13 protein-coding genes and 1 pseudogene are annotated in these 15,295 nt (G+C 69.3%); 4 read left to right on the top strand and 10 right to left on the bottom strand.

Annotation, left to right across the window (positions count from 1 at the left end; all coding sequences use genetic code 11):
- Nucleotides 1-51 precede the first annotated feature (51 nt).
- The 3 genes and pseudogenes from HCA58_RS19305 to HCA58_RS19295 all read left to right on the top strand — a co-directional run.
- Nucleotides 52-972, top strand: a complete 921-nt coding sequence (locus tag HCA58_RS19305) for an ATP-binding cassette domain-containing protein (protein WP_169599292.1) — start codon at nt 52-54, stop codon at nt 970-972.
- On the top strand, nt 969-1,811 hold the full coding sequence (locus tag HCA58_RS19300; protein ID WP_240956493.1) for an ABC transporter permease: 843 nt from the start codon (nt 969-971) through the stop codon (nt 1,809-1,811). The genes HCA58_RS19305 and HCA58_RS19300 overlap by 4 nt, the downstream gene beginning before the upstream one ends.
- A gap of 1,380 nt (nt 1,812-3,191) precedes the next feature.
- Nucleotides 3,192-3,603, top strand: a pseudogene (locus tag HCA58_RS19295) (transposase); the annotation flags it as partial.
- Nucleotides 3,604-4,335: 732 nt separating this feature from the next.
- Here HCA58_RS19295 and HCA58_RS19285 read toward each other — a convergent pair.
- Nucleotides 4,336-5,235, bottom strand: coding sequence for a hypothetical protein (locus HCA58_RS19285; RefSeq protein WP_346776046.1), 900 nt, complete (start codon nt 5,233-5,235; stop codon nt 4,336-4,338).
- 550 nt (nt 5,236-5,785) lie between these two features.
- Between HCA58_RS19285 and HCA58_RS19280 the strand changes: the two genes are divergently transcribed.
- Nucleotides 5,786-6,073: a DUF2277 domain-containing protein gene (locus tag HCA58_RS19280; protein ID WP_169599235.1), complete on the top strand. Its 288-nt coding sequence runs from the start codon at nt 5,786-5,788 to the stop codon at nt 6,071-6,073.
- A gap of 223 nt (nt 6,074-6,296) precedes the next feature.
- Here HCA58_RS19280 and HCA58_RS19275 read toward each other — a convergent pair whose 3' ends face one another.
- The 9 genes from HCA58_RS19275 to HCA58_RS19235 form a co-directional block, all read right to left on the bottom strand.
- Entirely contained in the window at nt 6,297-6,818 is a 522-nt protein-coding gene (locus tag HCA58_RS19275) for a shikimate kinase (RefSeq protein ID WP_169599234.1), read from the bottom strand.
- Nucleotides 6,815-7,993: a chorismate synthase gene (gene aroC / locus HCA58_RS19270; protein ID WP_169599289.1), complete on the bottom strand. Its 1,179-nt coding sequence runs from the start codon at nt 7,991-7,993 to the stop codon at nt 6,815-6,817. Before aroC ends, HCA58_RS19275 begins: the two co-directional genes overlap by 4 nt.
- Nucleotides 7,994-8,085: 92 nt before the next feature.
- The gene (locus HCA58_RS19265; protein ID WP_169599233.1) at nt 8,086-9,006 is read right to left on the bottom strand and encodes a glycosyltransferase family 2 protein; all 921 of its coding nucleotides are present in this window, start codon (nt 9,004-9,006) and stop codon (nt 8,086-8,088) included.
- Nucleotides 9,003-9,620, bottom strand: a complete 618-nt coding sequence (locus HCA58_RS19260; protein WP_346776051.1) for a glycosyltransferase — start codon at nt 9,618-9,620, stop codon at nt 9,003-9,005. Before HCA58_RS19260 ends, HCA58_RS19265 begins: the two co-directional genes overlap by 4 nt.
- 74 nt (nt 9,621-9,694) lie before the next feature.
- Nucleotides 9,695-10,177 (bottom strand): UDP-N-acetylglucosamine--LPS N-acetylglucosamine transferase, encoded by a 483-nt coding sequence (locus HCA58_RS19255; RefSeq protein WP_169599232.1) that lies wholly within the window; start codon nt 10,175-10,177, stop codon nt 9,695-9,697.
- Between the two features lie 31 nt (nt 10,178-10,208).
- Complete coding sequence (locus HCA58_RS19250; RefSeq protein ID WP_169599231.1) at nt 10,209-11,459, bottom strand: hypothetical protein; 1,251 nt, start codon at nt 11,457-11,459, stop codon at nt 10,209-10,211.
- A complete protein-coding gene (locus tag HCA58_RS19245; protein ID WP_169599230.1) occupies nt 11,456-12,358 on the bottom strand; it encodes a sulfotransferase domain-containing protein in 903 nt (300 codons plus the stop codon). The genes HCA58_RS19250 and HCA58_RS19245 overlap by 4 nt, the downstream gene beginning before the upstream one ends.
- Nucleotides 12,359-12,366: 8 nt before the next feature.
- A complete protein-coding gene (locus HCA58_RS19240; protein ID WP_169599229.1) occupies nt 12,367-13,965 on the bottom strand; it encodes a lipopolysaccharide biosynthesis protein in 1,599 nt (532 codons plus the stop codon).
- Nucleotides 13,962-15,197 (bottom strand): O-antigen ligase family protein, encoded by a 1,236-nt coding sequence (locus HCA58_RS19235; RefSeq protein WP_240956500.1) that lies wholly within the window; start codon nt 15,195-15,197, stop codon nt 13,962-13,964. Before HCA58_RS19235 ends, HCA58_RS19240 begins: the two co-directional genes overlap by 4 nt.
- Between the last annotated feature and the right edge of the window lie 98 nt (nt 15,198-15,295).

The following is a 15,295-nucleotide window of genomic DNA, read 5'->3' as shown; positions in this document are numbered from 1 at the left end:
CGCCGAAGTGTCAGCCCCGGACGGATGCGCGCGATCGTTCGGACCGTGAGGATGGTTCTCGTGATCGAAGTGGAGCAATTGACAAAGCGTTACGGGGAGACCATGGCCGTCGACGATCTGACCTTCACGGTGCGGCCCGGGCGGGTGACCGGATTCCTCGGTCCCAACGGCGCGGGCAAGACAACCACGCTGAGCATGCTCGTGGGCCTGAGTTCCCCGACCCGCGGGACAGTCGTCATCGACGGTAGTCCCTTCGCCTCCCATCCCCGGGGTCTGCGGTACGTCGGCGCCTTGCTGGACGCTCGTGACGTGCACGGCGGGCGCACGGGGTATGACCATCTGGCCGCGCTGGCCCGGAGCAACCGCATCGGCAGGTCACGGGTGCTCCGCGTCCTGGCGGAGGTGGGGCTCGCGGACGTCGCGAAGCGGCGGGTGCAGAACTACTCGCTGGGCATGAAGCAGCGCCTCGGGATCGCCTCGACCCTGCTCGGCGACCCGCCGGTGCTGCTGTTCGACGAGCCGCTCAACGGCCTCGACCCCGAGGGCGTGAAGTGGGTACGTGGCCTCTTCCATCGCCTGGCCGCGGAAGGCCGCACGGTCTTCGTCTCCAGCCACCTCATGTCGGAGATGGAGCACACCGCAGGCGACCTGATCGTCGTGGGCCGGGGCCGGTTGATCGCCGCCGAGACGCTGGCGGAGTTCGCCACCCGAGGCACCATGCCGTCGGTGTCCGTGCGGACCCCCGACCCCGCGGCGCTGACCGGCGCGCTAGTCGAGGCCGGAGCCGGAGTGACGGCACAGAAGGACGGGGCCCTGTCCGTGACCGGGATGAACGCCGGTGCGATCGGTGAACTCGCCTTCGCGAAATTCATACCGCTGCACGAGCTGACCCCTCGCGTCGCCTCGCTGGAAGAGGCGTTCATGAAAATGACGGGCGACAGCATCGAATATCAGGCCGGGGAGAAGCGATGACGGAGACGAGGACCGAGGTGACGGCCGCGCCCGTACGAAAAGAAATCAAGGCCGATTTCCGTGATCTCGTTGCCTCCGAGTGGCTGAAATTGTGGTCGCTCCGCTCGACCGCCTGGACCCTGCTGTTAAGCGCGTTGGCGATTTTCGTCTTCAACTGCTATTCGGCGTACGGTGACTACGCCAATCTGGAGAAATTCTCGGCCGACGCCCGTGCCGACTTCAGCAAGTACGCGATGTTCGACGCCTTCACTACCGCTTCCTGCGTCGCCCTCATGCTGTCGCTCGGTGCCATCGGCGCGAACATCGTGATCAGCGAGTACAACACCGGTCTGATCCGCTCCACCTTCGTGGCGGTGCCGGCCCGGGGCGCGGTGATGGCGGCGAAGCTCGTGGTGGTCACGGCGGTGTCGTCGGCCTACGCTCTGGTGGTCGTCGGCGGTTCCTTCTTCGTGACCCAGGCGATCCTCGACGGCAAGGACGTGGGGCTGTCGATCACCGATCCAGGGGTGCCGGAGCGGCTGCTCGCCTCGGTACTGATGGCGCCGCTGACCGCGTTGGTCGCCATGGCGATCGGCGTGCTCGTCAAGCACAGCATCGGCACGCTGACGACTTTTGTGCTCAGCTTCATGCTGCTGCCCCTCGCCCTGAGCGAGCGGCTGTACGCGACGGCCGTGCTCGGCCACATGACACCGTACCGAGCCTGGCTGCGTATCGCCGACATCGAGTTCGGCAACCAGCCGTACCCGTGGACGACTTCCGGCGGGTGGACCGTCTACGCCGTCTGGGCGGTCGTGGCGATGATCGTCTCGGTGCTGGTCGTGAAGCGCCGAGACCACTGACGGGGAGGGGTCGTACAACTGAAGAAATCACACACTTGAACGCGCCGGCCCTCGTATCCGCAGGGTCGGCGGTTCTGTTTCTATTGATCGCCGGTTGCTTTCGGGGCATCCTCTGAGTCGGGCGTTGTCGTGGGCGCGACCCTCGTCTCCGATGATCCAGCCGGATACTGTACGGCGTTGTCGCCTGCTTCTCGACAGGAAAAATGCATTCCGAAATCGAATGCACGAGCTTCGCGACAGAAGGGTTGCAGATGACCGACGAGAAGCTGTTTCTCCACTCGAAGGTGATCATTAAGTGCCGCCGACACTCCGCCACGTTGATACTTCTACGTTACGGACTTAACTGCTGGCTTCCACCCAGTATGGGTCGCCACCGAGGACTCGGTTGTCGTAGTAGAAGGCAGCCATGATGCCGCCTTGGGCTAGGCTAGGCCCCCAGTCCCGAGAATCGGGATTGTCAGGTTCCCATCGTAGGTTCCAAGGCGGCCGCCTCGGTCAGAATAGCCTCGAGCACCCCGCCTCCAGCGGATAGCGGAGGGCCTCCCGCACGCTTGAGGAGTGCCAGGGAAATCAACAAGACCCCGTGCAGCAGACGCGATAAAGCGACGTGACGACCCTCAGCGTAGAATCGCCATAGCTGCTTCACAAAGGATGCGAAGACCTCCACATCAAGGTCGCACGTACCATCCTCTCGCGGCGTCAGGCCGGACGAAACCTCGGCAAGGCCCGCGACTAGATCGACCTGACCAAGGTAGAGCATTCCGACACGGAGGGCAGGGCTCCACACCACAATATCGACGGTTTGGAATGTGTAACTCATGTTGCAAACTCAACCTTCCATCGAACTCCGGCATGCTCGGCCAGGTTCTTTAACCGCTCAGTAAGGACGCTACGCCTGCTGGAATCGATCCTCGGGTTGGTGAAGCGAAATCCGATAAGGGCACTACGGTAATCGACCGGTAGAATCTCCCGAGCGCGCAGGTACTTCACAAACTTCCCGTCCAACTCTTTCTGCAACCAATCCTCGTCCGCCCAGTATGGAATCCCACTTTTGAGTTCCCATAGCTCACCATTTTCGATGCTGTCGATGTCCGTAACGAAGTTTCCGGTAGCCGGGTCACGGACTGGGTACTCAACCTCTCAGTCCAGGCACCCGGCCGCATTGTGCACCGGCACCGCAACCGGGCCGGCCATCCCGTAGGTGTAAGATATCGTGATCCGGAGAGTGCGCCTGCCGAGTCTCGGCCGCTTGCGGGGACATCATGAGATAGCTTAGAGCCCGCGCAGAATGGTGAGGCTGGAAGGGCGTGCCTGAACGAGTGCAGGCACAGGATCCGTGATCATGAAGGTGCTTACGCCTCGTGATCACCGGGAGATCCTGTGCCTGCTATCCCAGCATGGCTGATCGAGCCACTAGTGGGTCCAGTTCACCGCGCTGCTGCCTGACCGGCCGACATACGCCCCGACGCATCCGTTGGGCTGCCACCGCAGGCGGGTCGGTGACCGGATCGTGTTCGACAAGCTGATTCAGGTGCTGCGGTTCGGTTGTTCCTACGAGGCGATCGCCGATGCCACCTGCTCGGCCGCCACGATCCACGGCCGTCGTGACGAGTGGATCCGCCTCGGGGTGTTCGCCCAGCTCGAGCAGATCGCGGTGGACGCCTACGACCGGTTCGTCGGCCTGGTCCTGGACGACATCGCCGTAGACGGCTGTATCACCAAAGCGCCCGGCGGAGGCGACTGCGCCGGACGGTCACCGGCCGACCGGGGCAAGCAGGGAATGAAATGTTCATCGAGCATGGACCACCTACCGGTGGGACACTCGCCCCACCCGCCGCCGATGATCACCACCAATCTGCGCGACCCCTTAGTACAATCCCCACCGGACGTGCCGGATCTGGGAGCACCACGACGATCATCGGCCGCTCGACCGCGCCGACGCCACCACTCTCTCACCCGTGAGGACGGCAAACGCGTGCGGAGGGTCGTCGTCACGGGCACGACCGGCTGCGGCGGCGCTGTCGAAAATCGTCCTCGACGTGGTCGGCCAGTTCCCGCAGGCGGCGGCTGTTCGTCTGCCGAGCTGGCGTCAGCTGAGAGGTTCGACCTTGCGGTTGCCCAGGGCGGAGGTGAGTCGCACCGGGACCACCGATTTCTTGGCGATTGCTGGGCACTCCCTACCGGCTGCCTCGGGTAGCAGTCCGACGCGGATCCGGAGACGCACCGCCGTTTCGCTTTCTGTCACTTCCGGCTCGGCGCCGTAACAGTCGGCGGGTCCGGCCGTCACGGTGACCTCGAGGGTTCGATCGTCAACACTGCGCCAATGGCGCCACTGAACAACCTGCGCGTCGATTAGGTCGCTCCGGGTCGGTAACGCTTCCGGCCGTGTTGGTCCGGTCGGTGCTCGGACGCCTGACGTGTCGCTGCCGGGCTCGGCTGTGGAGCCGCAGGCGCTCAGTGCGGCCACCACAGCCAGCAGCCAGGCAGCCAGTGGAAGTGGTGGCCGCATTCTCATGAGTTCAACCTACCAATCAGCGTTGGCGGCGTTCATCGCGTCGACGACAGCCTGGTCGAAGTACGGCCCCTTGTTGACGCCTTCGCTGTTCACCGTGGACATGACCGAGCGGACCGAGCCGAGTCCGCTGGCGTTGTCGTAGTTCCAGGTCCACGGTCCGCCCGAGGAGCCCCCGCCGAAGTTGCAGGTGATTTTGGATTTGTTGTCCCAGATGCTGTTGTCGGTGGCAGTGCCCCAGCAAGCCCACATGACGTTGCCGCCGTCACGGTTGCCCGGATATCCGAAGATTGACGTGTCAAACTCGGTGCCGCCGTTGTAGACCAGGCCGTGCCCGCCGATGGTGTTGACGACTGTCGTGTTCCAGTCGCCGCCGGAGTAGGTGGTCACGAAGCCGACGTCCCGGTTGAGGTTGCTGTTGTTGATCCATTCGTTGAAGGTCCGCAGCCAGTACGCCTGGAAGCGGCCGACCGGGTCGTGGTCGGTGTTGAAGGCGTTGTATCCCGGCACGAAGACGAGGTTCTGCAGCCAGCTGCCGCCCTGTCCGTCATGGACACAGTGACCAGCGGTGATCAGCACTCGCTTGGACGAGGTGTTGATGGCTGACGCCGAGCACCACGAGCCACTTTCATAGCCACCGATGAACAACTTGCCGTTGGTGATCGAGAAGTTCGTCACCGGTGGCGGAGCATTGGTCACGATCTGCGGGATCTGGGCGGCCACCGGCTTCGCCGCGACGGCAGCCATCTTACTGGCCACGGCGCGGGCCTTGTTCTCGACCCATTCCGCATCTCCGGGGGCATCCAGCGGTTTGGCTGCCTTCATCCGTTCCGGCGTCCAGTACGCCAGTACCTCGGGGTCCCCGCCGGTGCGCTCGAACGACTTCAATTGTGTGGGCGTGTAGTTGCGCACCGCTTTGTCACCCGGCAGCCGCACCGGGGCAGGCGCGCCGCTGGTGCTCAGATCGGAGCCGCTGATCCGAGCCGGCGAGGAGTTTGCCCCGGCGGTAGCGCCTGCGGATGCGGTAAGTACGGTGATTGCGACGACCGCAGCCAGTACGGCGGCCCCCAGGCGTCTCAGGCTTCTCGGGCAACGGATTTTGCTTGACGAATCCATCCGGCCGACTCCCCCTGTTCAGCAACCGTTTCCGGTGCTCTCGAAGCCGTCTTAATGCCGCTCGGCGACGGCAGCCATCGAGAGGTGAAGCTACCGAAGTAATAGCTCTATGTCTATGTACGCCCACGGACCGCGAGTGCGCGAGAAGCCACCGGGAGAGGAATCTTCAGAAATCGCCGACCGCGACTGGAGGCTCCGGACGTACCTGATCGGGTGTGCCTGGCCGCAGAGGTCTCGGGACTACCCGCTCCGCCGAGCCGACGCGGTTTCCTCCTCGAGTGGTTCGCCTCGGGTGGTAGCCGGCTCGGCGTGCCTGCCAGACGGAGCTGCGTGGCATGGTAGGGACATGTGCAGAAACATCCGCGTGCTTCACAACTTCGAACCGACGGTGACCGACGATGAGATCGAAGCCGCCGCCCTCCAGTACGTGCGCAAGGTCAGCGGCGCGACGCGGCCCTCGGCGGCCAACGAGGAGGCGTTCGGTGAGGCGGTCCGCGCCGTCACGGCGGCCACCCGGACACTACTGGACAGCCTCGTCACGAAGGCGCCTCCCCGTGACCGCGACGTGGAGGCGGCCAAGGCGAAGGCGCGCGCGGCCGAACGGTACGGGTCTCCATCGATCGCCCCGCGCTGACCGGCACCGCAGGTAGCTGCCGGTCAGTTAGGGGTCGCGCAGATTGGTGGTGATCATCGGCGGCGGGTGGGGCGAGTGTCCCACCGGTAGGTGGTCCATGCTCGCCTGATCAGGCTACGGACGGCGATGGCAGCATCCGCTGCTCGGCATCACGCTGATGACCAGGAAGGAGAGCTGACTCTGGCGGGGGGAATGTCAGCGCCCGGGAGTCGTGTGCCGCGGCCTAGCCAGGCTTGTTCAGCAGGGCGACGATCTCGGCGGCGATCTCCTCGGGGGTGCGGCCGTCGGTGACGACGGTGGCGGTGGCGACCTCGGCGTACAGCGGTCGGCGCTGGTCCATCAGATGCTTGAGAGTGGCCCGGGGGTTGATCGTCAGCAGCGGTCGCCCAGCGCCGAGGCCGACCCGTTTGACCGCGTCCGGCAGCTCGACGGAGAGGTGCACCACCCGGTGACCGACGAGCGCGGCGCGGTTCTCCTCGGCCAGGATCGCGCCGCCGCCGAGGGCGAGCACGCCGGAGCAGGAAGCCAGCGCCGCGGCCAGGGCCGCCCGTTCGAGGGTACGGAAGTGCGCCTCCCCCTCGTCGACGAAGATCTCCGGGATCGGCTTGCCCGCCAGGCGCTCGATGTCGGCGTCGGTGTCGCGGAACTCGACGCCGAGCGCGTCCGCCAGGCCCTGCCCGACGGTGGTCTTGCCCGAGCCGGGCGCGCCGACAAGCACGCAGACCGGCCGGGTCGGACCGGTCACCGGATCACCAGCGCGTCGAGGTAAGCGGCCAGGTTGCGGCGCATCTCGGCGACCGAGTCACCGCCGAACTTTTCCACTGCCGCCTCCGCCAGCACCAGCGCCACCATCGCCTCGGCGACCACGGCGGCGGCCGGCACCGCGCAGACGTCGGAACGCTGGTTGATGGCGGTGGCCGGCTCCCCGGTGGTCACGTCCACCGTGGCCAGGGCCCGGTTCAGCGAGGAGATCGGCTTCATCGCCGCCTTCACCCGCAGCGGCTCACCTGTGGTGATGCCGCCCTCCAGGCCGCCGGCCCGGTCGGTGACCCGGCGTACGCCGGTGGCGGTGGGCATGATTTCGTCGTGCGCCTCGGAGCCCCGGGACCGGGCCTGCTGCCAGCCGTCGCCGATCTCCACACCCTTGATCGCCTGGATCGACATCAACGCGGTGGCCAGCCGGGCGTCGAGCTTGCGGTCCCACTGCACGTGGCTGCCCAGACCGGGCGGTACGCCGTACGCCAGCACCTCGACCACACCGCCGAGGGTGTCGGCGGCCTTCTTCGCAGCGTCGACCTCGGCGACCATCCGGGCGCTGGCCTCCGGGTCGAGGCAGCGCAACGGGTCGGCGTCGATGCGCTCGGCGTCCTCCGGGCGGGGTCGCAGCCCCGGTTTCACAGCCACCGGCCCCAACTCGACCACGTGCGAGACGATCTCCATGTCGAGGGCCTGCCGCAGTAGTGCCTTCGCCACCGTGCCGACGGCGACCCGGGCGGCGGTCTCCCGCGCGCTGGCCCGCTCCAGGATCGGCCGGGCGTCGGTGTGGCCGTACTTCTGCATGCCGGCCAGGTCGGCGTGGCCCGGCCGGGGACGGGTCAGCGGCGCGTTGCGGGCCTGCCGGGCCAACTCGTCGGGGTCGACCGGGTCGGCGGCCATCACGGTGCGCCACTTGGGCCACTCGGAGTTGCCGACCCGGACGGCGACCGGGCTGCCCAGGGTCACGCCGTGCCGCAGGCCACCGATGATCTCGATCTCGTCCTGCTCGAAGGCCATTCGGGCACCACGACCGTAACCGAGCCGGCGGCGGGCCAACTCCCCGGTGATCTCCGTGGAGGTCACCTCGATCCCGGCCGGTACCCCCTCCAACAACGCGACGAGGGCGGGCCCGTGCGATTCCCCTGCGGTCAGCCAGCGCAACACAGCCATGAGTCTGTCACGTCCGGTGCCCGCCGCCCCGCGCCGCCCGCCACGTCCCGCCCTGCGGACGCGTCACGGACGGACGGGACGGACGATCAGATGCCTCGGCCGCGTCGGTGCAGGGTACGCAGCACCGTGTCGGCGCGGACCACCCGACCGGCGACCGCGAGCGCGAGGTACGCCCGTGCCTCACGCGGGTTCCGCCGGATGGTCCGCCGGGCCCACCGGACCGCGCCCCGGGAGTCGCCCGACGCGGCGCGGGCGAAGGCGATCTGACCGGTGACCCGGGCCTGCCCGGCCGGTTGGCCGGCGAACTCGGGGTAGCGGTCCAGCAGCCACTGCAACGCCTCGGAGATGGTGTCCCACCGCTGGGCGAAGTACGACCGTTTGTGCCAGCGCACCACCACGAACGGGGTGGGCAGGTTGACCAGGGGTGCACTGCGGGCGGCCCGGAGCAGGAACTCGTAGTCCTCGGCGTAGCTGCCCGGGATCTCCTCGTCGACGAGCCCGAACCCGTCCCGCAATGCCGCCGCCTGGATGACGAAGGTCGACGGGTGCAGCTCGGTCATCCGGTCGCGTAGCAGCTCGGCCAGGCTGATCGAGTCGCGGTTCAGCACCCGCTCGACGGTGTGCCCGTCGTAGCTGACCCGGATACCGCAGCTGACGAACTCGGCACCCGGCACCGAAGCCAACGCCTCGACCTGGGCGCGCAACTTGCCGGGCAGCCACTCGTCGTCGTCGTCGCAGAACGCGACAAGTTCACCGGTGGCGGCCAGGATGCCTGTGTTCCGGGCACCGGCCAGCCCCGCCGTCCGCCCGTTGGTGATCACCCGCACCGTTCGGTCCGGAGTCGACAAGTCGGCCAGTGCGGTGTCCGGTTCCGACTGGTCGTACACCACGACGACTTCGATCGGCCCTGGGTAGTCCTGCGCGAGGATCGCTGTCACCGCGGCCCGCAGCAGCTCCGGCCGATTGCGGGTGGGCACGACAGTGCTGACGCTTGGGTACGGGGTCACCGGTTCCGCCTTCCGTTCGGGCCGGCTTCGTGCCACGGCCGCCACCAGGGTCGGTGGTGCCGCTGCGCGGCGGCGGCCACCAGGTCTTCGACGATTTCGCCCACCCGCTGCACGGCGGCACGCTGACCGCTCGCCGAGTCGGCGTCCACCACGACGGTGAAGCGGGCCCGGTCGACGAGTCCGCTGGTGAGCGCGTCAAGCAGCTCCTGCCGGGACTCGCAGAGCGCCACCAGGCCGGCCGCGCCGAGCCGGCGGGCGAACAGCAGCTGATGGTCGTCGACGTGCTCGCCTCGGGTCGGGTCGCGCGGCACCACGATCGGTAGGTGCCCGTGCCGGCGGGCCTCCAGGATGGTGGCCGGTCCGCCGTGGCAGACCACCAGGTCGGCACCGGCCATGGCCGCCTGCAACTCGGCGTGGCCGAGGAACGGCACCGCGCCGGGCAGGTCAGCGGCGCCGGTGTGGCCGTGCTGCACGGTCAACCGGACCTTGCCGTCCGTTTCCTCGTGCCACCGGGCCAGCCAGTCGACCAACCTGTCGAACGGATGTTTGTCGGTGCCGACGGCCACCAGCACCTGTGGTCGGCCGTCGGGGCCCGGCTCACGCTGCTCCGGCACGCGTACCGTCGGCTCGTCGTCAGGTGCTCGGGGCGGCGCCGGCACGGTCCGGTGTCCGTTGCCCGCGTCGCCGCTCACAGCAGCGTCCCCACTACGGTGGCCTCCGGGTACTGGCGGCGCTGCTCCTCCCACTGCACGAGCATCGCCGACAGGAACGGGCGACACAGCCGGGCGGTGAGCGTCGGAGTGTCGATCCGGTCGTAGACCTCGATGTAGACGGTCGGGATGCGCCGCAGCCGGGCGAACACGACGAACGGTACCGCCACGCCCGCGCCGGTGGTTACCACGGCGGCGACCCGGCGCCGCCGCAGCAACCGGGCGGCCAGCCACGCGTTGCGGAGCAGGTTGCCCAGGTGGCGGGTGGTGGGGTGGTACGCCGCAACGACATCCTCCCCGACCAGCAGCGACAACGCCTCCGGTGTGTCGAAGGTGACCCAGCACCGTCGCCAGGTCTCGTACCAGGGCCGCAGGGCCAGCAACTGCGCCAGGTGCCCGCCGCTCGATCCGACCAGCAGCAGCACTGGCTGCTGGTCGGCTTCCTCGTTGATGTTGTCCACGCGACTCCCCACAAGTCCGCTTGGTGTGTCGTCAGGTGTGTCGGTTCTCGATGGTGTCCAGCAGCGCCGGATGCAGCGCCGGGTTCCAGCCCGCGCCGGCGTCCGCCAGCCGCCAGGTGCGCAGCCACATCTCCACCAGGTAGGCGTCGGCGACCAGGCGCTGTCGGGGCCGGTCCAGTCCCAGCGCGTCGCCGTGCCGGGACAACCAGGTGTCGACCTGCCGGGCCGCCTCGGGGGCCGGCGCACCGCCTGCCACGAGCGCACGCTGGAACGCGTCGTGGGCCAGGTCGAACCCGACCGGTACGTCCGGTCCACTGTGCTCCCAGTCCCAGGCGATGAGTTTCCCTTCGTGCCGGCCGAGGTTCCACGGCACCCAGTCGCCGTGCCAGTGGCCGAACTCGACGGCGACGTCGCCGTGCCGGCGGGCCAGCTCGTCGACGGCTGTCGATGCACGCTCACCGACGGTGTCGGCGGCGCGGCGTGCCTGCTCGGTCAGCCGGGCCAGGAACGGTGAACCGACGAGTGGCTGGACCGGTGCCGCCGGGCCACCGCGCCGGGCCACCGCGAGCAGCGCCGCGATGTCGGGTTGCGTGTCGTCGGCCACGCCCCGGATGTCCGCCGGTAGCGGGTCGACGACCGCCACCGCCTGCCCGGCCCAGGTGAACTCGGTGAGCAGGCGGGGGACGCCGGGGTGGCCGGCCGTCCCGGCCAGCCCGGCCGCATCCCGCAGTGCCGCTGCTTCGGCGGTGACGAGCGCCCGCGTCGCGTCGTTCCAGCCGATCTTCGCGTACCCCCGGGGTGTGCCCCGGTCATCGAACAGTTGCAGCGTGGGTTTGTGGTTCGGGTCCGGCGGACGCACCCCGCAGGCCGTGTGCACCGGCGTGCCGAGTGCGGCACCGAGCCGGGCGGCGAGCAGCACCTCCGTCGGGTCGAGCCGCGCGGGCAGCGCCACGGTCAGTACCGGGAACGGCGCGCGGTCGACCGCGCCCGCCCGAGCCGCCACGCCGAGCACCGCCCGCGCCGCCCGCACCTTCGCCGGACGTAGGGCGTTGTACGACAGCAACGCCGCCGCGGCGACCCGGGGACAGCCCAACGGCAGCAGGAAACGGGCGCGGGCCACCGACGGCACCACCGCGTACCGGGCCACGACCGTGTGTCCGGCCGGCGGACCCGCGTCCACGGTCACCGACACCCGGTCGTCGGAGAAGACCGCCCGGGTGACCCAGCCCAGCCCGTCGTCCCGGCTCCGGGGGTCGCCCGTGGTCGTCGCCGAGGCGGTCACGCGACCCGGTCCGGCCAGTCGAGCCGCAGTCCCAGCCGCTGCCGCAACGCCTCGTTGTGCGGGCGGTAGTACGCGGTCAACTCGGCACGCAGTGCCGGCTCCAGTGGCGCCGACCGTCTGTCGTTGTAGACCTTGAAACTGGGCAGGTCGTACGGGGGGAGGCCGAGAAAGTCGAGGGTACGCCGGTAGGTCGTCCGCGCGTCGCGGTACAGCTCCTCGCTGGGCAGGAAGAGGATCTGGCTACGGTCGAAACGTTCCAGCCACGGCCCCAGGTGCTCCAGGTAGCGGCCACGGGCCCGGTAGGTGTACCAGTCGTAGGGCTCGCTGAAGTGGTTCGGTTCGGCGATGAGCCGCTCCCGTTCCCCCGCCGTACGCTCTTCTTCGGCGTCCAGCGCGGCGGCGAAGTCGAGCGGCTCCACGCCGTTGGTGCGCCGCTCCTTCCAGTGTGAGTAGGCCCGCTCCACCGGGTCACGCAGCAGCACGATCAGCCGCACCGAGGGAATCAACGCGGACACCCGTTCGGCGGCGAGCGGGTGGAACATGTAGAGCGGGGCCGCCTCACCGACACGGACCGGGCCGCCGTGACGGTTCTCCAGCGTCTCCCGCTGCCGCACGGTCGGAAAGTGCGACCGGTACCACGCCTCGCCGCGACCCCAGTGCTCCTCGATATAGTGCGAGGACTTCGTGTTCCAGGCGGGGAAGAGCCGGGGCACCAGCGGATGCTGGATCAGGTAGTTCCACAGTGAGGTCGTGCCGCCGCGCTTGGTGCCGATGATCAGGAAGTCTGGCAACGGTCGGCGGTCGCTGGTGCGTACCCCGTAGTCGACGAGGCTTTCCCGTACCCGGTCCGTCACCTGGGTCGGCACCAATTGTTTCACCCGGTCCCGAATGGACGACACGACTGAACTCACCTGCCCTTCGACATCCCCGGCGAGTCGCCGACCGGCGCCCCGCCACGAATCTGCACAATGGTCACCCGGATGCCACGCCGCACCCGGGGCAACGTCGACAAGCCGACGCAGACGGTGGCGAGTGTGGCCACCGCGAGCGCCAGTCCGGTGATGCCCCGGCCGGCCACCGCCAGGCCAGCCACCGCCGCCAGACCGACCCCCGCCGCAGTGACCGCCGCCGCACCCGCCAGCCGGGCGTCCACCAGGGGTTGGCGCACCACCAGTCGGGCCAGGGTGGCCGCGAGGAGGTTCTCGGTCACGATGCCGGCGGCCCACGCCACCGCCGCCCCGGTCGCCCCGTGCCCGGGGATCAGCACGAAGCCGCCGCCGACGGTGACCAGCAGCCCGGCCAGTGCCGCAGCCAGGTGCAGGCCGCTGCGACCGCCCATCAGCAGTAGGCTCTGCACGTTGCCGACCCCGGTGTTGACGAGCATCGCCAGTGCCAGCACCGTCATCGCGGCGGCGCCGGAGGTGAACTCCGGGCCGAACAGCGCCAGGAACGCCGGGGCGAAAATGGCGAGCAACAGGTACACCGGCCAGGAGAGCACCAGCCCCCAGCTGGTCAACTGGCGGTGCACCGCGGCGGCGGCAGACCGCTCACCCCGACCGAGCAGCCGCGACAGTTGCGGGGCGGTGGCCACCCGCAGCCCCTGCATGGCGAGTTGGCCGGCGAGGACGTAACGACCCACGGCACCGAAGACACCGGCGTCGGCGGGACCGGCCAGGGCCGAGGTGAGCAGCACTCCGATCCACATGCTGCCGGCGTCGATCGCCGCCGAGGCGGCGCGCGGCAACGCGAACCGCCAGAACGTGGACCAGTCGTCGCGTCGCGGGCGTAGCTGGGCGCCGGCGCCGACGCCCAACGGCCCGGCGACCAGGATGAGGCACACCAGCAGGGCCACGGCGGCGGGCACCAGCCAGCCGGTCGTTCCGGCCAGCAGCCCGGCACCGGCCAGCACCGCCGCACCGACGAGCAGCGGACGGGCGACCGGCAGCAGCAGGAACTGGACCGCGACGTAGGACCGCATCGGGCGTACGCAGCGCACGACGGCCAGTAGCAGGTTCATCGCGACCACCACGGGTACCGCCGCGAAGGTCACCACCAGCAGCGGACCGCCCGCCGGCCCCAGCAGCCGGCCGGCGAGTGGTCCGGCGACGACGGCGCCGCCCACCGCGACCAGGACGGCCACCAGCAGCGGTGGCGCGAGGGCGACGGGCAGTACCCGGGCGGCGTCGCCGGTGACGCCGGTCCGGCGCCGGGGCAGCGCCCAGATCAGACCGGTCTCCGCGCCGAGGGTGCAGATCGCGGCGGCGACGGTCACCACACCGATCGCGGCGAAGAAGGCACCCGCACCGGTGGTGCCGTAGCCACGGGTGATGACCACCGCGAGCACGAAGCCGAACAGGCCGCTGGTGGCCGCACCGAGCAACCCCGCCATTCCGCTGCGGGTGCTGCGCCGGGTCTCGGCCGCCCCGTCGACAGTTGCCGAGAGATCACGGGTGCCCGGCGTGGGGCCGGGGTCCTCCCCCGCCGGTGGGCTGGTGGTCGCCGTCATGCCGGCACCGCCGCGGCCCGCTGCGGCAGCCCGTCCGTCGGGCTGCGACGTTCCCGCTCGGTGAGCGCGAGCGCGAAGGCCACCGCGAAGAAGGCCACCGCGAGGTTCTGGTTGGCCATCCCGTAGAAGGGCACCTGCACCAGGCAGACCACCGGGACGACGGAGAGCCACTGCCCGGCCGCCGAGATGCTCCGGGCGCAGCTGAGCGCGACGGCGACGAACCAGGCCAGGAAGCACACCAGAGCCGGTACGCCGTGGCTGAACAGCACCATCCACAGCTGCCCCTGGGTGCCGATCGGTGCCTCGGCGGTGACGGTGTCCACGTCCATCGGTGCGCCGTAGCCCAGCCAGGGCGAGTCACCGACGCGCCGCAGTACCTCCGAGTAGAGCGAGAGCCGGTCGGTGTTGGTGTCGCTGGCGTCGACCCGGTTACCGATCATCTCGGCGACCGGGATGAACAGGCTGGCGAGACCGCCGAGCACGACCATCCCCCCGATGGAGGCGGCCACCCGGGTGTTGCCGCGCAGCGCCGCCCGTGCCCCGAGCACGGCGAGGCCGACGCCGAGGCTGAGGAACATCGCCCGGTTGAGGGTGAGGAACGCCGGGACCAGCGAGACCGGCACCGACGCGAGCAACGCCCAGCGCAGCGGGCCGCGCCGACGCAGCATGGTGTACGCGACCACACACGGCAACGTCATCGCGTACGCGCTGCCGTAGTTGTTCGTGTACGCGTACGGTGCCGCCGGGCGGTAGATCGGGTTGAGCGACTTCGCGCTGTACTCCGCGGTGCTCAGGTGCACCATGTCGTTGATGAACGGCACCCCGGACACGCCCGACGGCAACAGCATCTCGACCGGGGTGGTCAGTTCCATGCGCGGCACCAGCACGCCCAGCCAGCCCAGGGCGACCAGCCCGAACCAGAACGCACAGAGCGGCACCAGCGCAGCGGCCTGGTCGGGGTGTTCCCGGGCGACGGTGTACACGTAGACCGCGACGATGAGCGCGGTGAGGTAGAACGCCAGCCGCAGCACGAAAGTCGGCAGGGAGGTCGGTAACGTCAGCCGGGTCGCGCTGGCCACCACGAGGGCCAGGAACAGCAGCCAGATCCCCGTGGCGGGCGGCAACGGCACCCGACCCCGGGTGACGAGCAACGTGAACAACAGCGCACCCAGCAGCGGCCAACCGAGATAGAAGCCGCCGGTCACCCACCAGAGCGGTACCAGCCCGAACATCGCCGCCAATGGCCACAGTGGCAGTCGGGGCGGCACCGCGGGCGTGGGCTCGGCGTCGGGGGTGGCCGGCAGCGGTGGCTCGGTGGTCGCCGGGGCTC

Origin of the sequence: Micromonospora sp. HNM0581 (assembly GCF_012726175.1) — a bacterium.
Lineage (GTDB): Bacteria > Actinomycetota > Actinomycetes > Mycobacteriales > Micromonosporaceae > Micromonospora.
This window is presented reverse-complemented; position numbering and strand designations above follow the sequence as displayed.